Source organism: Brevibacillus sp. WF146 (genome assembly GCF_001673705.2).
GTDB classification, from domain to species: Bacteria; Bacillota; Bacilli; order Brevibacillales; family Brevibacillaceae; genus Brevibacillus; species Brevibacillus thermoruber.
The window spans coordinates 503,651-521,061 of record NZ_CP109943.1; the positions used below are offsets into that span (position 1 = coordinate 503,651).

Annotated in this window: 19 protein-coding genes; 16 read left to right on the top strand and 3 right to left on the bottom strand. The window is 58.8% G+C overall.

Annotated features, from left to right (window positions below; all coding sequences use genetic code 11):
- Window positions 1-25: 25 nt before the first annotated feature.
- The 3 genes from A6764_RS02545 to A6764_RS02555 all read right to left on the bottom strand — a co-directional run bounded on the left by A6764_RS02545 (window position 26) and on the right by A6764_RS02555 (window position 2,207).
- Window positions 26-907: an IS3 family transposase gene (locus A6764_RS02545; RefSeq protein ID WP_264622263.1), complete on the bottom strand. Its 882-nt coding sequence runs from the start codon at window positions 905-907 to the stop codon at window positions 26-28.
- Window positions 904-1,212 carry a transposase gene (locus A6764_RS02550; protein ID WP_065068441.1) on the bottom strand — a complete coding sequence of 103 codons (309 nt, stop codon included), beginning with the start codon at window positions 1,210-1,212 and terminating at the stop codon, window positions 904-906. The genes A6764_RS02545 and A6764_RS02550 overlap by 4 nt, the downstream gene beginning before the upstream one ends.
- Window positions 1,213-1,412: 200 nt before the next feature.
- Complete coding sequence (locus tag A6764_RS02555; RefSeq protein ID WP_065067444.1) at window positions 1,413-2,207, bottom strand: lipid II flippase Amj family protein; 795 nt, start codon at window positions 2,205-2,207, stop codon at window positions 1,413-1,415.
- Window positions 2,208-2,370: 163 nt separating this feature from the next.
- On the opposite strand from A6764_RS02555, the gene A6764_RS02560 reads away from it, so the two are divergent.
- The 16 genes from A6764_RS02560 to A6764_RS02635 all read left to right on the top strand — a co-directional run bounded on the left by A6764_RS02560 (window position 2,371) and on the right by A6764_RS02635 (window position 17,364).
- Window positions 2,371-2,745, top strand: a complete 375-nt coding sequence (locus A6764_RS02560; RefSeq protein WP_029100404.1) for a response regulator — start codon at window positions 2,371-2,373, stop codon at window positions 2,743-2,745.
- 100 nt (window positions 2,746-2,845) lie between these two features.
- Window positions 2,846-3,700 (top strand): class II fructose-1,6-bisphosphate aldolase, encoded by an 855-nt coding sequence (fba, locus tag A6764_RS02565; protein ID WP_035296127.1) that lies wholly within the window; start codon window positions 2,846-2,848, stop codon window positions 3,698-3,700.
- 17 nt (window positions 3,701-3,717) lie between these two features.
- A complete protein-coding gene (gene fsa / locus A6764_RS02570; RefSeq protein ID WP_029100402.1) occupies window positions 3,718-4,362 on the top strand; it encodes a fructose-6-phosphate aldolase in 645 nt (214 codons plus the stop codon).
- An 81-nt stretch (window positions 4,363-4,443) separates the two neighbouring features.
- Entirely contained in the window at window positions 4,444-5,727 is a 1,284-nt protein-coding gene (locus A6764_RS02575) for a UDP-N-acetylglucosamine 1-carboxyvinyltransferase (protein ID WP_029100401.1), read from the top strand.
- Between the two features lie 39 nt (window positions 5,728-5,766).
- Window positions 5,767-6,729 carry a class II fructose-bisphosphatase gene (gene glpX, locus A6764_RS02580; protein ID WP_029100400.1) on the top strand — a complete coding sequence of 321 codons (963 nt, stop codon included), beginning with the start codon at window positions 5,767-5,769 and terminating at the stop codon, window positions 6,727-6,729.
- A gap of 51 nt (window positions 6,730-6,780) precedes the next feature.
- Window positions 6,781-8,055, top strand: a complete 1,275-nt coding sequence (rho, locus tag A6764_RS02585; RefSeq protein ID WP_029100399.1) for a transcription termination factor Rho — start codon at window positions 6,781-6,783, stop codon at window positions 8,053-8,055.
- 116 nt (window positions 8,056-8,171) lie between these two features.
- Entirely contained in the window at window positions 8,172-9,068 is an 897-nt protein-coding gene (locus tag A6764_RS02590; protein ID WP_029100398.1) for a peptidoglycan DD-metalloendopeptidase family protein, read from the top strand.
- Between the two features lie 70 nt (window positions 9,069-9,138).
- On the top strand, window positions 9,139-10,404 hold the full coding sequence (locus A6764_RS02595; protein WP_044898631.1) for a radical SAM family protein: 1,266 nt from the start codon (window positions 9,139-9,141) through the stop codon (window positions 10,402-10,404).
- 109 nt (window positions 10,405-10,513) lie between these two features.
- Window positions 10,514-10,714, top strand: coding sequence for a 50S ribosomal protein L31 (gene rpmE, locus A6764_RS02600; protein ID WP_029100396.1), 201 nt, complete (start codon window positions 10,514-10,516; stop codon window positions 10,712-10,714).
- A gap of 175 nt (window positions 10,715-10,889) precedes the next feature.
- Complete coding sequence (locus A6764_RS02605) at window positions 10,890-11,465, top strand: thymidine kinase (RefSeq protein WP_029100395.1); 576 nt, start codon at window positions 10,890-10,892, stop codon at window positions 11,463-11,465.
- 107 nt (window positions 11,466-11,572) lie between these two features.
- The gene (locus A6764_RS02610; protein ID WP_029100394.1) at window positions 11,573-12,070 is read left to right on the top strand and encodes a sporulation protein; all 498 of its coding nucleotides are present in this window, start codon (window positions 11,573-11,575) and stop codon (window positions 12,068-12,070) included.
- Between the two features lie 392 nt (window positions 12,071-12,462).
- Window positions 12,463-13,539 (top strand): peptide chain release factor 1, encoded by a 1,077-nt coding sequence (gene prfA, locus A6764_RS02615; RefSeq protein WP_065067442.1) that lies wholly within the window; start codon window positions 12,463-12,465, stop codon window positions 13,537-13,539.
- Window positions 13,523-14,431, top strand: coding sequence for a peptide chain release factor N(5)-glutamine methyltransferase (prmC, locus tag A6764_RS02620; protein ID WP_264622382.1), 909 nt, complete (start codon window positions 13,523-13,525; stop codon window positions 14,429-14,431). Before prfA ends, prmC begins: the two co-directional genes overlap by 17 nt.
- 168 nt (window positions 14,432-14,599) lie before the next feature.
- Entirely contained in the window at window positions 14,600-15,475 is an 876-nt protein-coding gene (gene spoIIR / locus A6764_RS02625; RefSeq protein ID WP_264622383.1) for a stage II sporulation protein R, read from the top strand.
- A 182-nt stretch (window positions 15,476-15,657) separates the two neighbouring features.
- The gene (locus tag A6764_RS02630) at window positions 15,658-16,749 is read left to right on the top strand and encodes an L-threonylcarbamoyladenylate synthase (protein WP_264622384.1); all 1,092 of its coding nucleotides are present in this window, start codon (window positions 15,658-15,660) and stop codon (window positions 16,747-16,749) included.
- Window positions 16,750-16,803: 54 nt separating this feature from the next.
- Window positions 16,804-17,364, top strand: a complete 561-nt coding sequence (locus A6764_RS02635; RefSeq protein ID WP_065067440.1) for a manganese efflux pump MntP — start codon at window positions 16,804-16,806, stop codon at window positions 17,362-17,364.
- Window positions 17,365-17,411 lie beyond the last annotated feature (47 nt).

The following is a 17,411-nucleotide window of genomic DNA, read 5'->3' on the forward strand; positions in this document are numbered from 1 at the left end:
AGACAGACTTTAAACAAGCCCTAGTTCAAGATGCCTGAGCTCGGTATTGTACCGGGCTCAGGTTATGTAACCGGGATTGAAAACGTTTGTGATTGTAAAAACGAATATAGCGATCAACAGCGTGATGTACTTCTTCATCCGTCTTGAAGTTGTGCAAATACATGCATTCTGATTTCAGATGGCTGAAAAAACTCTCCATACAAGCGTTGTCCAGACAATTTCCCTTTCTGGACATACTTGCGGTAATGTTATATTGTTTGAGTAGGTTATGATATTGTCGGGATGTGTACTGGAATCCTTGGTCGCTATGCAACAGGACTCCACTCACATCTCCTTTTTTTATGGCTGCCTTTACCGTGTCCATGACAAGCCGTATGTCATTCCGTTTACTTATCCTGTAGGCGACGACTTCGTTGTTGAAAAGGTCGTAAATGACGGAGAGATAGAGTCGACGTCCATTGAAGATCAGATAGGTAATATCTGTAACCCATTTTTCGTTAGGACGGGAAGCGATAAAATCACGGTTCAGTTTGTTTTCGGAAATGACAACTTGCTCTTTGCGGCCAAAGAATTTCCGTTTCCTGCGAATACGTGCCTGGATCCCCATTTCCTTCATGAGTCGATACACACGCTTACGATTTACGTGTATACCATATCTTTGAGTTAGCCAAACCGTTACTCGCGGGTACCCGTAAATGCCGTTTACTTCTTGATGGCATTCCCTAATCATTTCTTTCAATTTCTCGTCTTCCACCATTTTTCGAGACGGATTCTGCTGCTGTTTTACCCACTTGTAAAAGCCACTCCGTGATACACCGGATACCGAGCACAGCAAGGAAACGGAGTATGTTCCCATCATTTCATGGATGATGGAGTAAGATTTTGATTGTTCTTTTTGCTTCTTCACCGCCTTTCGAGTCCGAGCCACTTTTTTAGATATTCATTCTCAGCTCGCAATCTCAAGTTTTCCTCTTCTAGGGTGAAAAGACATTTTCTCGGCCTTCCTTTCCTCGGTCCAACCGCTTTCCCTCGTTTTTCTTCGAGTCCCTTCATCCCTTCATTCTCAAAATGCTTGACCCATCTCATCACAATGTTTTTATCTGAGATGCCAAGTTCCTTTGCGATGGTTTTATAACTTTTGTCGCCATCAAGGTATAAATGTACCGCTTTTCTCTTTATTTCAATTGGATACGTCTTGCGTATTTTCCCCATAGAAAATCCCCTCCGAGTTAACAGTAAGGGACTTGCTTTTTACTGTCTACTCAAAGGGGATAATACCAGACTTCTCCGTGGGTGCGTCTTTTTGTCCAGGACCGAAAAAGGGCGGGAGCGCTGTCTCGGTTGGGCCCGAACCGTTCTTCCGTTGGGCGGTTTCGCCCGGCGCCAGTCCCGTCCCGCCGGTCAGGCGACCGCTAATGGAACAGCGGGGCCAGCCAGGCCACCCAGTGGGCCGCCGGCACGAGCAGGAACTGGGCCAGGATCGTGCCGAAGAAACGGGACACCATCAGCCACAGATACGTGTCCCGGATCGACTCGGTCGGGGCTTGTCCCTGCAGGGCCTTGTCCGTCAGCAGCGCCACCTGCGGGTCGACCAGAACGGCCATGATGATGGTGGCAAAGCCGTTGATCAGGCCCGAGGACATCAGCACCGTCGCCTTGAAGGCGGGCGCGAGCAGCGACGCGTACAGGACGGACAGGATGCTGGAAGTGTAGATGCCGGTGACGACGCAGTTGAGCAGCAGCAGCCGTTTGGGAATGCCCCGGAAGCGAAACCGCAACAGCGCCCGCCAGCGGGGGAAGCGGATGTGATGCCGGACGTGGCGAATGCTGTGGACCGTGACGGACGTCCGCAGCATCTGCGGGATGGAACCGGCCAGTTCCAGGTGGGCGATCAGCCGCTTCGAGAGCTGGATGCAGGTGGGAAACAAGAGAATGGCCGCCAGCGTGCCCAGCGACGCGGCACCGATGATCATGTGAAGGTCGGGGGCCACGTCCGCATGACTGACGGCCGCCCGGTCAATCAGTCCGCCGGTAAACGGACTCTGCATCAGGTTGGCGGTGCGGGAGACGAGCAGAACCATGCCGGTCAGAGACAGCGCGACGGCCAGCCGCGCCGTCTGCACGCCGGCCAGGCGAATGGCGAACGAAAGCGTCTCCGTGGCGTGGATTACAAACGTAAACAGGCAAATCAGCCAAACCGTATTCATACGGGTTCAGTCCCCTTGCATGCGTCGAAAATGGTCATTCTCCATTATACTCGAAAGCGGCTGCGCGGGAAATTTTCCACCTGCCGTTGCAGGATTTTCCTGATTTTAGGCGAATCAAGGTTATTTAAGTAAAACGGTCTTTTGAGCAGGGGGATAGGAAACCATGCAGGATAAACGGGAGAAAAAAGTGTTGGTTGTGGACGATCAGTACGGCATTCGCATCCTGCTGTACGAGGTGCTTGGCAAGGAAGGCTACAAAACGTTCCAGGCCGCCAACGGCAAAATGGCCCTGGAGATCGTGGAAAAGGAGTCGCCTGATCTGGTGATCCTCGATATGAAAATCCCCGGCATGGACGGCATTGAGATTTTGAAGCACATCAAAAAGATCAACCAGGACATCAAGGTGATCATGATGACCGCTTACGGCGAGCTGGACATGATCAAAGAAGCGACACAGCTGGGAGCGTTGACTCACTTCACGAAGCCGTTTGACATCGACGAGCTGCGCATGGCCGTGCACCAGCAGTTGGCTTGTTAGAGACACCCGGGATCGACACCCCGGACAAGCGTACCTGTTAACGCGCGGATTCATGTGGTATAATAGGCCACGTTACAGAGTCTGCTAAGGAGGATTATCAATGCCACTGGTACCTATGACCGCTTTTACCGAAGACGTCAAGAAGCATAAATACGCTGTCGGACAGTTCAACCTCAACAACCTGGAGTTCACGCAAGCGATTACGGAGGCAGCGATCGAAGAGAAATCCCCGGTGATTTTCGGCGTATCCGAAGGCGCGCTGAAGTACATGGGGCTCGAGTTTACCGTGGCGATGGCCAAGGCGGCGGCGGAGCGCGCAGGTGTTCCGGTTGCCCTGCACCTGGACCACGGCAGCAACTTTGACATCGTGATGAAATGTATCCGTGCCGGTTTTTCTTCCGTGATGTTCGACGGGTCCCACCATCCGTACGAAGAGAACATTCGCCTGACCAAACAGGTTGTCGAAGCTGCCCATGCGGTCGGCGTTTCCGTGGAAGGCGAGCTGGGTACCATCGGCGGGGTAGAGGACGACCTGTCCGTGGATGAAGAAGACGCTACCCTGGCAAATCCGGAAGAAGCGATCCGCTTCTGGGAAGAAACCAAAGTAGACTATCTGGCCATTGCTGTCGGAACGGCACACGGCATGTACAAAGGGGAGCCGAAAATCCGCTTTGACATCATCGAAAAAGTGGCAAGCAACATCGGCGCTCCGATCGTGCTGCACGGCGGCTCCGGCGTACCGGACGAAGCGATCAAGAAATCGATCAGCCTGGGCGTCGGCAAAATCAACGTGAATACCGAAAGCCAAGTCGCATGCACCGAAACGGTACGCAAAATCCTCGCTGCCAAGCCGAACGAAATTGACCCGCGCAAATACCTGGGACCGGCCCGCGAAGCGATCAAGGAAGTCGTCAAAGGGAAAATGCGCCTGTTCGGAAGCAGCAACCGCGCGTAACCAAGGAGGTACACATCATGCGCTTTTTGATTGATACGGCTAACGTCGAAGAAATACGCGAGATTCACGAGTGGGGCGTGGTGTCCGGCGTGACGACCAACCCGTCGCTCGTTGCCAAGGAAGGGCGCGATTTCATCGAAACGCTGAAGGAAATCATCGACATCGTGGACGGCCCGATCAGCGCGGAAGTGATCAGCACGGACGCCAAGGGCATGATCGAGGAAGGGGAGAAGCTGGCTTCCCTGTCCAAGAACATCGTGATCAAGGTCCCGATGACGGCGGAAGGCCTGAAGGCTGTCAAGCACTTCGCCAAGCGGAAGATCCGCACCAACGTCACGCTGGTGTTCTCCGCCAACCAGGCGCTGCTGGCGGCACGGGCCGGCGCTACCTACGTTTCCCCGTTCCTGGGCCGTCTGGACGACATCGGCCACGACGGCATGCAGTTGATCGAAGACATTGCCGAAATCTTTTCCGTTCACGGTCTGGAGACGGAAATTATCGCCGCCTCTGTTCGCCACCCCGTTCACGTGACGGAAGCGGCGCGCCGCGGCGCTCATTTCGCCACAATCCCCTACAAAGTGTTCAAACAACTGATTGCTCATCCGCTGACCGACAGCGGTCTGGAGAAGTTTCTCGCGGACTGGGCGAGCATGCAAAAGTAAGAACGAATGTGTAAAAGGCCTAAGCACCTTTTCCGTTGGGGAAGGTGCTTCTTTCCCGATTACGCCTGAGGAGAGCTAAGCATGGAAAAGCTGATCATCAACGGTGGGAAGCGACTCGAGGGTTCGGTTTCCATCAGCGGAGCCAAAAACAGCGCCGTTGCCCTGATTCCTGCCGCGCTCCTGGCAGACGGGCCGGTGGTGATTGAAAATCTGCCGCATATTCAGGACGTGGAAATCTACTGTGAGCTGCTGAAGGAAATGGGTGCGGACGTGCTGTTCGAGGACGACTGGATGGAAGTGGACGGCCGTCCGATGAAGCTGATGCTGATGCCCAACGGACGCATCAAGAAGCTGCGGGCTTCCTACTACCTGTGGGGAGCGCTTCTGGCCAAATTCGGCGAGGCCCGCGTCGGTTTGCCGGGCGGCTGCGACCTCGGCCCGCGTCCGGTCGATTTGCACATCAAGGGCTTTGAAGCGCTGGGAGCCCGGGTGGAAAACCAAAACGGCGTCATGACCATTCGCGCCAAAAACGGCCGCCTCAAAGGCGCGCGCATCTACCTGGACCTGGTCAGCGTCGGAGCGACGATCAACATCATGCTGGCTGCGTCCAAGGCGGAGGGCGTGACGATTATTGAAAACGCTGCCCGCGAGCCGGAAATCGTCGACGTCGCCACATTGCTGAACAACATGGGCGCCAAAATCAAGGGGGCCGGCACCGACATCATCCGGATCGAGGGAGTGGAGCGTCTGCGGGGCTGCCGCCACACGATCATCCCGGACCGGATCGAGGCGGGCACCTACATGATCGCGGCTGCCGCGACGCGGGGAAGCGTTACCTTGGAAAACGTCATCCCCAAACACCTGGAGTCCGTCACCGCCAAGCTGCGGGAGATCGGGGCGGAAGTGCTGGAAATGGACGACTGTATTCAGGTGAACGGGCGGGAGTTCTATCGCGCCATCGACGTGAAAACCAGCCCGTATCCCGGTTTTCCGACCGATTTGCAGCAGCCGATCACGACCCTGCTGACGCTGGCCGCAGGCACCAGCGTCGTGACGGACAACATTTACAGCGCCCGTTTCCGCCACGTGGACGAACTGCGCCGCATGGGGGCCAATCTGAAAGTGGAAGGGCGCTCGGCGGTCATCGAGGGCGGCAGCCGGCTGAACGGGGCCAAAGTGGTCGCCTCGGACCTGCGCGCGGGCGCGGCGCTGGTCATTGCCGGCCTGGCTACGCAGGGCACGACGGAGCTGGAAGGATTGGAACACATCGATCGCGGTTACGAAAATCTGGTGGGCAAGCTGCAAAGCCTGGGAGCCGATGTGAAACGGATCGGTCTGCCCCGCATGGAGCGCCACCCACGGTAACCGCACGTTCACCAATTGCCAGGAGAGGAGTCTTCCAGAATGGAACGCAGTCTTACGCTTGAACTGGTACGTGTTACGGAGGCGGCAGCGCTGGCGTCCGCCCGCTGGATGGGCCTCGGCAAAAAAGACGAGGCCGATGACGCGGCGACGACGGCGATGCGCAAAGAGTTTGAAAATGTGCCGATGGACGGGATCGTCGTCATCGGCGAAGGGGAAATGGACGAAGCGCCGATGCTGTACATCGGAGAGCGGTTGGGCCAGGGGGTCGCACCGGCCGTAGACGTGGCCGTCGACCCGCTGGAGGGCACCAACATCGTCGCCAAAGGGACCTGGGGAGCCATCTCGGTCATCGCCATCGCCGACCGCGGCAACCTGCTGCACGCGCCGGACATGTACATGGAGAAGATCGCCGTCGGCCCGAAAGCGGTGGGCAAAGTGGACATCAACGCCCCGATCAGGGACAACCTGAAGGCGGTGGCCCAGGCCCAGGGCAAGGACATCAGCGACCTGGTGGCGATCGTGCTGGATCGCGACCGCCATCAACGGATCATCCACGAGATCAGGGAAGCCGGGGCGCGCATTCGGCTGATTTCCGACGGGGACGTGGCCGCGGCGATCAACACGGCGTTTCCCGATACCGGTGTGGACATCCTGTTTGGATCCGGGGGCGCTCCCGAAGGCGTATTGGCAGCCGTTGCGCTCAAATGCCTCGGCGGCGAGATTCAGGGCAAGCTGCTGCCGCAAAACGAAGAAGAGATCGAACGCTGCAAGCGGATGGGACTGGCCAATCCCCATCAGGTCCTGTACATGGACGACCTGGTGAAGGGGGATGACGCCATCTTCGCCGCCACCGGCGTTACCGACGGTGAGCTGCTCAGGGGCGTGCGTTTCCAAGGCATGCGCGCCACGACCCATTCCGTCGTCATGCGGGCCAAAACGGGAACCGTCCGCTTTATCGAAGGAAACCACCGCTTGGAGCGCAAACCCCGCCTGGTATTGTAAGGCGGCGATCGGACGAGAATAGATGATGAGAAAACAAAGAGTGGTGGAATCATGTTACTTTCCGAACTAGAAGAAAAGAAGCTGACCGAACTGTACAAGCTGGCAAAGGAATACCAGATCCCGTACTATTCCCAACTGAAGAAAAAGGAACTGATCTTTGCCATCCTGCGAGCCAGGGCGGAACGGGACGGTCTGATGTTTATGGAAGGGGTGCTGGAAATCCTCCCCGAGGGCTACGGATTCCTGCGCCCCATCAACTACCTCCCCAGCTCGGAGGACATTTACATCTCCCAGTCGCAGATTCGCCGGTTTGATCTGCGGATGGGGGACCTGGTATCCGGCAAGGTGCGGCCGCCCAAGGAAAACGAACGGTATTTCGGGCTGCTGCAGGTGGAAGCCGTAAACGGAGAAGACCCCGAATTAGCCGCCGAACGCCTTCACTTCCCCGCCTTGACACCGTTATACCCTCAAAACAAACTCGTTTTGGAAACCGTCCCGGAGCGCATTTCCGCACGCCTGATGGACCTCATCGCCCCTGTCGGGCTTGGCCAGCGCGGCTTGATCGTGGCGCCGCCCAAAGCGGGAAAAACCATGCTGCTCAAAGAGATCGCCAACAGCATTACGGAAAATCGGCCGGACATTCACCTGTTTGTCCTGTTGATCGACGAACGGCCGGAAGAGGTAACCGACATGCAGCGCTCCGTCAAGGGGGAGGTCGTTGCCTCCACGTTTGACGAGCTGCCGGAAAACCACATCAAAGTGGCGGAACTGGTGTTGGAGAGGGCAAAACGATTGGTGGAACACAAAAAGGACGTCGTCATCCTGCTCGACTCCATCACCCGTCTGGCGCGCGCCTACAACCTGGTGATTCCGCCCAGCGGACGGACGCTGTCCGGCGGGATCGACCCGGCCGCGTTTCACCGGCCCAAGCGGTTTTTCGGATCGGCCCGCAATATCGAGGAGGGCGGCAGCCTGACCATCCTGGCGACCGCGCTGGTAGAGACCGGCTCCCGCATGGACGACGTGATTTACGAAGAGTTCAAAGGGACGGGCAACATGGAGCTGCACCTGGACCGCAAACTGGCGGAACGGCGCATCTTCCCGGCGATCGACATTCGCCGCTCGGGCACCCGCCGCGAAGAACTGCTGCTTTCCAAAGAAGAGCTGGAAAAGCTGTGGGCGATTCGCAAAAGCATGAACGAAACGCCGGAATTCGTCGATTCGTTCCTCAAACGACTGGCGGAGACCAAGACCAACGAAGAATTTTTGCAGACGTTTGAACCCAATAAAATTCGCGGAAAACAAGCAAACGTGACGGCGGGGTAACCAACTCGCCGTCATTTTTTTTCGGGACCAGGCATACGGTAAAAGCAGAGTTTCTGGAACGTGCGGCGGCCGCCGCGCCCATGGCAAAGGCGGAACCGCAGAAAGGAGGAGCGGCTGTGGAGTTCGCGCAGATGTCCGCCGATTGGGGCGGAAGGGAAGAGATCAAGCAGGCGGTGGCGGAACAGGTGCTGTTTCAGGCGTTTAATCCCTACGCCTCTCTGACCAAGCCGACCCCGGCCAACCGGAGCGATGTGATGACCTATACGGTTCAGCCGGGCGACACGCTGTCCGGCATTGCTCACCGGTACGGCCTGTCCCTGAAACAACTGGTGGAACTGAACAGGATGGCCAACCCCAACCTCGTGGGAATCGGCATGAAGCTGAAACTCAGCCAGGGCGACGTGACCCATTCCGTCCGCCGCGGCGAGACCTTGGACAATATTGCCCGCCGGTACGGCGTAAGCAAGGAACTGCTGCTGGAGCGCAATCCGCTGCTTCGGCTGATGTCGGACAACCTCTACATCGGCCAAACCATCCAGATCCCTGTCACCGACTCGCAATCGGTGACGGCGAAGGAGTGGCAGAAGCGGCGCGGCGTGGTGCAGGCGGCCAGCCGCCAGTCAAGCCGTTCCCGCGCGCTGGATTGGCCGGTCAAGCAGGCGACCGTCACCAGCGGCTTCGGCACACGCTGGGGGAAGATGCACAAGGGAATCGACATGTGGAACCAGGACGAGGGACGGACCCCCATTCACGCCGCCAAGGAAGGCGTCGTCGTGGAAGCCGGGGGCGGCCATCCTGGCTACGGCTTTATGGTCATTCTCGATCACGGAGACGGGCTGCAAACCTACTACGCCCACATGCGCAAAATTCTCGTGTCGCCGGGCCAGTATGTGGAGCGGGGAGAGGTTCTCGGCTACATGGGGCGAACCGGCGATTCCACCGGGTACCATCTGCACTTCGAGGTGCGGCAGGACGATGTGCCGATCAATCCGCTGCGCTACTTGAGCAGGTAACCCTTCACATTTACTTTGACGTGCCGTTGCGTTACAATGGGCTGAGCGAACAAAGCGAGGCGATTTTTCGATGTATTTGGTATACGCAGACGAAAACGGCAACGTCTACGACCACCCGGGACTGCTCGCGGTGGCACGTAACGGCGATATCCTGACGGAGATTTTGGAAGACGAACTGATTCCCCTGCCGGAGGGAGCGACGCTGGTCAGCCTGCCGGACACGGTGCCGATCGGCATGGACCCGGACACGGGCGAGATGGTGAAGCTGGACGGGTACACGGCGGTTGGCGCCTTGATTCCCCAGGGGTTTACCCGGCTGCTTCTGCCGGGCTACATCAAGACCGACAAAAACAGCAAGCTCCCTCTGTTCGGTTATACGGCCGTGGTGTGGAAAGACGGCGGCTTCTGGGTGGCCGGCCGGCAGAGCGATGATCCGTACCAATGGAACCCGCTCAACTTTCCGATGGACGAGCTTCGCCAGCGGGTGGAACGGACACTGGAGCTGTTTCCGAACAACCGGATTTTGCGCCACCTCTCCCACTGTGCGCTGGAATACGAGTGTCTGACCGCCTCCAACAACTTTTTCAACCGCTGGGAGGGCAGTCTGCCGGTCTCCTACACCTGTAACGCCGGCTGTTACGGCTGCATTTCCGAACAGCCGGAGGACAGCGGCTTCCCGTCTCCGCAGACGCGAATGAACTTCAAGCCGACGGAGGACGAGCTGGTGGAGGTGATGCTCCATCACCTGCGGACGCCGGAGAGCATCATCAGCTTTGGCCAAGGCTGCGAAGGGGAGCCGTCCACGATGGCCTCCATCATCATTCCGGCGATGCGCCGCGTCCGCGAGCAGACCGACATGGGCTACATCAACATCAACACCAACGCCGGGCTGACCGACCACATCAAAGGCATCGTGGACGCCGGACTGGACCTGATGCGGATCAGCATCATCAGCGCCATCGACGAACACTACAACGCCTACTACCGGCCGCGCCACTACACGCTGGAAAACGTGGCCCGCTCGGCGGAGTACGCCGCTTCCAAGGGCGTGTACACGTCGATCAACTACCTCTGTTTCCCGGGGGTCTTTGACCGCGAAGAGGAGATGGAGGCGATGATCAACTTCATCCGCCGGACCGGCATCAAGCTGATCCAACTGCGCAATCTCAACATCGATCCGGAGAGCTACCTGGCGATGATTCCGCCGGCCAAGGGGGAAGTGTTCGGGATGAAGCAGGCGATCGAGATCTATCAGCAGGAGCTGCCAGACGTGGTGATCGGCTCGTTTACGCACGTGCCGCCGGCGGAGCTGCGCCGCCGGAAAAACATGGCGTAACCGCGAATCTGTTGCATTTCGGTCCGAACCGTGCTACTATCTTGTATGTGTGTTTGTATATAACTCTGTTTCGGCAAACGATTCAGGGCGGAAAAGAGGTGTAATTAGGATGAAACAAGGCATTCACCCGAACTACAACATTGTGAAAGTAACGTGTGCCTGCGGCAACGAATTCGAATCCGGCTCCGTGAAGCAAGCGCTGCGCGTGGAGATCTGCTCCAACTGCCACCCGTTCTTCACCGGTAAGCAAAAATTCGTAGATGCCGGCGGCCGTGTAGACCGCTTCAAACGCAAATACAATCTTTCCTAATCGGGAAGAAGAACCAGGCAGGATCGCTGCCTGGTTTTTGCTTTTTCGGCAAAAAACGTTCCGTTCTGCGGCATGTACCCCTACAATAGAGCCAGAAGCCCGGACGAATGACGCAGACGGGGGAGCCCGCGCGGCATCGCCGGAAGGGAAAATGAACGCAAAGGGAGACAGACAGGTGGCACAACTCTATTTTCGCTATGGGGCGATGAATGCTTCCAAATCAATCCAGTTATTGACGGTGGCTCACAACTACGAGCAGTCAGGCAAAAAAGTGCTGGTGTTTACCCCGGCCATCGACGACCGGTACGGTGTCGGCAAGGTGGCTTCGCGTGTGGGAATCAGCCGGGAAGCCATTCCGATCAGCGACGATACGGACATCTTTGCGATCGTCGCCGGGGAGGAGAGCCGGCCGCACTGCGTCCTGGTGGACGAAGGCCAGTTTCTCGGCAAACAGCATGTGGAGCAGTTGGTCAAAATCGTGGATGAGCTGGACATCCCGGTGATCGTGTACGGGCTGTTGAAAGACTTCAAGAACCAGTTGTTCCCGGGCAGTTCCCATTTGCTGTGCGAAGCGGACAAGATCGAGGAGATCAAGACCGTGTGCGTCTACTGCAACAAAAAAGCGACCCACATCCTCAAGTTCAAGGACGGCCGGCCCGTTTACACCGGAGAGACGATCGAGATCGGCGGAAACGACACCTACAGCAGCGTCTGCCGCCGCCACTACTACCACCCGCCGGCTGCGTACTGAGGATGGCCCCCACTGGAGGGCTCTCGTCGTGAAGGCCTCCCCTGTTTGCCTGTGAATGGCCGTCGCCTGCGATGCGCACAATAAGGCAAACAGGAGGTGGCTTTTTTATGCGATGCCAGTCCTTTTGGAAAAGTACCCTGGGCGTGCTGGCCGCAGTTTTGTTGGCATCCCCCCTGACCGCCGGGTGCGGCCGGACGATGCCGCAGGAGCGGAGCTACGGCGCGCAAAGTTACGATCCACAGCAGCACGCGACCATCAAAAGCGACCGGGACGGGGACATCATCGACCGCGGAGCGTCTCCGCTGGAAGACCGGGACGGCTTGATGGGGCGCAACCAAAACCCCAACGTGATCATCGGCCACTCCAACGTGCGTTCCACGCAGATCGATATGGACAACATGGAAGCCATGGCCAAATCGGTGCCGGGCGTGGAAAACGCGCGAATCACCCTGAGCGGCGGAAACGCATATGTTACGTTGGATCTGATCCCCAACGTGACGGCCGCCCAGGCCCGGTCCATCGAACAGCAGGTGATCGCCGCCCTGCGTCAAAAAGTGCCGCGCTACGATTTTCACATCACCTCAAACGACGGATACCATCGCTGATTCCCCGTCCGAGGCTGCGCCGGTCACGGGCTGGACCTGATACCAGCCCGGCCTGCTCCGCACCGGGTTGCGGGGGATCGCCACAGCCGCATCGTTTCGCAGCCCATGCCAGGGTGGCGCTTCTCTTTCCCGCAGCTCGCTGCTCCGTCCGGCAGGGCTCACCAACTTCTCTGCCTGGAAACATGCTTCTCCTTCGATGCAATCGCTTTCTTCAGTCTGGAGGCTCGGCCATGCCGGGCCTGTTTGCCTGCTTTTGCCGTTTCTTTCGTGCTGCTGCGGCACGCTTTTTCCAATCATCACCTTGGAAAGAAGCCGTTTTGACTTTTTCCACATCTGCCTCTATAATTTATCTGTTATAATAGACAGTATTTTTAACGGTGGGGTGAAATGCAGTGTTCGAGCGCTTATCTGCGGTTGAAGAGCGTTATGAAGAAGTGACCAATCTCCTTTGTGACCCCGACGTCATCAACGATACGAAACGACTGCGCGAACTGTCCAAGGAGCAGTCCTCTTTGGAAGAGACCGTGGTCGTCTACCGTGAATATAAATCGGTCGTAAGCCAGCTTGAGGATGCCAAGGCGATGCTGGAGGAAAAGCTGGACGACGAGATGCGCGAAATGGTAAAGATGGAAATTTCCGATCTGAGCAAGCGCAAGGAACAGCTTGAGGGCCGTTTGAAAATCCTGCTGCTGCCGAAAGATCCGAACGACGAGAAAAACGTCATCATGGAGATCCGCGGGGCGGCGGGAGGCGACGAAGCGGCGCTGTTTGCGGCCGATTTGTTCCGCATGTACACCCGCTACGCGGAGCGGCACGGCTTCAAGGTGGAAGTGCTGGAAGCCAACCCGACGGACATCGGCGGCTACAAGGAAATCGTCTTTTCCGTCAGCGGGCGCGGGGCTTACAGCAAGCTGAAGTTTGAAAGCGGCGCGCACCGCGTGCAGCGCATTCCGGCCACAGAGTCGGGCGGGCGGATTCACACCTCCACGTCGACGGTCCTGGTGCTGCCGGAAGCGGAAGAAGTGGAAGTAGAGCTGAACGAAAAAGACATCCGCATCGACACGTTCTGTTCCAGCGGCGCTGGCGGGCAGAGCGTCAACACCACAAAGTCGGCGGTGCGGGTGACCCACATTCCGACCGGCATCGTGGTCTCCTGTCAGGACGAAAAGTCGCAGAACTCCAACAAGGAAAAGGCGCTGCGCGTACTGCGCGCCCGCCTGCTGGACTACTATCAGCAGCAGCAGATGGCGGAGCAGGACGCCACCCGCAAGAGCCTGGTGGGGACGGGCGACCGCAGCGAGCGGATTCGCACCTACAACTTTCCGCAGAGCCGCGTCACCGATCACCGCATCGGTCTGACGCTGCACCGTCTGGAATCGATTCTGGAAGGCGAACTGGACGAAGTCATCGACAACCTGATCATGCACGAACAGACGGAGCTGTTGAAGAGCCATGCAAGCACAGCGTGAGTGGCCGGATGTGACGACAGTACGGGAAGCCCTGGCACGGGCTTCTTCCTTTTTACGCGAGGCGGGCGTGGCGGATCCGCCGTTTGAAGCGGAGCTGCTGCTCCGCCACTGCCTCGGGTGGGACCGCACCCGCTACTTGATTTCCCTGGGCGAACCGATGCCCGCCGACGCCCTGGAGCGCCTGATCGGCCTGTGCCGGCGCCGGGCGCGCCGCGAACCGATCCAGTACATGATCGGCACGCAGGAGTTCTACGGCCGTCCCTTTCGCGTCCGTCCCGGTGTGCTGATTCCCCGGCCGGAGACGGAGATTCTGGTGGAACAGGTGTTGCGGCGGGCCGATGACATCTGGCCGGCGGAGCAGCCGCTCGCCGTTGCGGACATCGGCACGGGCAGCGGGGCCATTTGTGTCACGCTCGCCTGCGAACGGCCGCACTGGCGGGTGAGCACGGTGGATCTTTCACCCGACGCGACCGCCATCGCCCGCGAAAACGCGGAACAGTTGGGCGCCCACGTCCGCTTTTTGCAGGGAGACCTCGTCCAGCCGCTGGTGGCGGAGGGGCTGCAGGTGGACATTCTGGTCTCCAATCCTCCTTATATTCCGACTGCCGTGGTCGACACGCTGGACGCGGAAGTGCGGGCGTACGAACCCCGGCTGGCGCTGGATGGAGGGGCGGACGGACTGGACTGCTACCGCCGCCTGTGCGAGGCGCTGCCTGCGGTGCTGAAACGGCCGGGTCTCGTCGCGTTTGAAGTGGGCATTCATCAGTCCCGTGACGTCGCTGGCCTGATGAAGGCTTCCGGCGTGATCGACGAGGTGGAGATCGTCCCCGATCTGGCGGGGATCGAGCGGGTCGTGGTCGGGCGGGCGGGTTCATCCGTCTCTCAGCGCTGAGACGCGTGTCACTTGCGCAGCACGATTGTTGTTGCCGTTCGTTTCGCAACCGTCGCGAACCGCGATGTGTTTCGTTAGAACCGCGTATGTTTTCGCTAGATTCCGTCCATACTGGTTGCTAGAAAAAGAGATTCGCAGCATCCGTATGAGAAAGGGAGTAGGATGAACATGAAGCGGTTCTGGTTGGCGGCATTCAGTGTTTTGATGTTGATGATGAGCTGGGAGGGACAGCTTACGGCGGCCAATGTGCTGGACAACGGGCCGATCCCTCAGGAGTCGATCCGGCTGCGGATTATCGCCAACAGCGATTCCCTGCAGGATCAATGGCTGAAACGGGAAGTGCGCGACGCGATTGTCGCACAGATGAACGAGTGGGTCACGGAGATCCGCTCCTACGAGGAGGCCCGCCAGGTGGTGGCGGCCCGGCTGCCGGAACTGCAGCAGCTTGTGGACAAGACGATCCGGGAGCGGGGCTTTGCCTACCCGGCCGTGGTTGATTTCGGCCGCGTTCCGTTCCCGACCAAACTGTACGGGTCGTACGTGTACCCCGCCGGGGACTACGAGGCGCTCCGCGTCCGCATCGGCGAAGCGAAGGGGCAAAACTGGTGGTGCGTCCTGTTTCCGCCGCTTTGTTTCATCGACATGTCCAACGGCGACGCGGTCCAGGCGGCGTCCGCCGCGTCCCCAACCGAGCCCGCTCCGTCAGGACAAGCCGACGGACGAGCGGAGGCGGCGGCAGAGCAGCCGACGCTACCGGCTGTGATCGCTGACGTCGACGCCGTACGGGACGCCTTCGAGGAACGGCGTCAGGCTCGCCTGGAAGCCCGCTGGTTCGGCGATGCGGAAACGCCCGGCCGAACGGATCAACCGGCAGCGGATCAAGCGGCGAATCCGTACGAAGCCGCAGGTCACGTCGCGAAAACGGAGCGGCAGCCGGCCGGCGAAGAAAGGCAGACGACAGACGACAGGGAGACGACGGCCGCTCAGCCGAACGTGGAAGTGCGCTTTTTCCTCTGGGAAAAACTGACGGCCCTCTTCTCCTGATCACGAGAAAACGACACCCGGTCACGCCGCGGTGTCGTTTTGCATATCGGCGATGAAACGTTCTGAAAAAAGAGAAACTTATTCACAGGTTACCCACAGCCTGTTGAAAACTTGTATCATCACCTCTATACTAAAGGCACAAATTGTTGTGAAACGAGCATAAGGAAAGGATATTCGCCAAGATGGAACAGCATCGGGTAACAAAGCTATGGACTGTGAATAACCATGTGGAGAACGCTGTGGAAAATTGGCAGGGTTGTTCACAGATTGTGGATGCCGCCCACCTGCTCCGCGACGGGGAGGTCGTCGCCTTTCCCACGGAAACCGTGTACGGGTTGGGGGCGAATGCATTGTCGGACGACGCTGTGGAAAAAATATTTCTGGCAAAAGGGAGACCCGGCGACAACCCGCTGATTGTCCACATTGCCGACGAAGCACAACTGCAGACGGTTGCCGAAGCGGTGCCGGAGAAGGCCCGCCGGCTGATGGACGCGTTTTGGCCCGGACCGTTGACGCTGATCCTGCCCAAGACGGACCGGGTGGCCTCGCTGGTGACTGCCGGGCTGGACACGGTCGGCGTGCGGATGCCGAACCATCCCGCCGCGCTGGCGCTCATCCGCCAGGCCGGCGTGCCGGTGGCCGCGCCCAGCGCCAACCGTTCGGGCCGCCCCAGCCCCACGACGGCCGCGCACGTCCTGGCCGACCTGGACGGCCGCATCGCCGGCGTGCTGGACGGCGGTCCCACCGGTGTCGGGGTGGAATCGACGGTCATCGACGTTACGGTGGAGCCGCCGATCATCCTGCGTCCGGGAGGCGTCACCCGCGAGCAGTTGGAAGCGGTGATCGGCCCCGTGAAGCTGGACCCTGCCTTCTCCGCCGGTTCGGCGGAAACGCCGCGCTCGCCCGGCATGAAGTACGCCCACTACGCACCGGAGGGCGAGATGTGGCTTGTCGAAGGAGAAGAGCCGCGCGTCCGGGAAAAAATGAGCGATATGCTCGCCGAGGCCAAGCGCCGCGGGCTGCGCACCGGAGTGCTGGCCAGCGCGGAGGCGGCTCCGTATTGGCGGGAATGTCCCGAAGCCGACGTCGTTCTCTCCGTCGGATCGCGGGCGGAACCGGGTGAAGTGGCGCAACGGCTGTACGCGGTGCTGCGGCAGTTCGACGAGCGGCAGGTACAGTTTATCGTCGGGGAAACGTTTTCCCGCTCCGGCTTGGGAATGGCGGTCATGAACCGTCTGGAAAAAGCGGCGGGCGGACGAATTCTGTCCGTGTAAACGTCTAAACTCCCTCTTGTCCGCATAAGGTGAAGAGACAGGAGGGGGAGCGGCGTGGACCTGACCATATTTCATTGGGGACAATTTTTAACCCTGCTGGTGATTGCCTTTGCCCTGAGCATGGACGCGTTTTCGCTGGGGGTGGGCGTGGGGATGGTGGGCATGCGCCTCAGAGAAATCGTCAAAGTCAGCATCACCATCGGGTTGTTCCACGTAGCCATGCCCCTCGTGGGGATCGCCGTCGGGGTGTATTTGTCCGAGTTGGTCGGGGATATTGCGGTGTTTATCGGCGGTGCGGTACTGATGGCCATCGGCGCGCATATGCTGTGGAACGGGTTTGTGCAGGGCGAGGAAAAGAGCATTCTGCGCACGAAAGGACTGGGACTGCTGCTGTTTGCCATAAGCGTCAGCCTGGACGCGATGACGGTCGGCTTTTCCTTTGGCTTGATGGAGGTAAACAAACTGCTCGCGGTCACCTTGTTTGGCGTCATGGGCGGCATGATGGCGTACTGCGGCCTGATGATCGGGCGAAGGATGGGAGGATGGCTGGGCGAGTACAGCGAAGTATTAGGTGGACTGATTTTGCTTGGTTTTGGTCTGAAATTCATGCTGTGACGCCGGTCGCCGGCGGCAGCGGCAAACGGGCGGGTGCGCGGAAACTC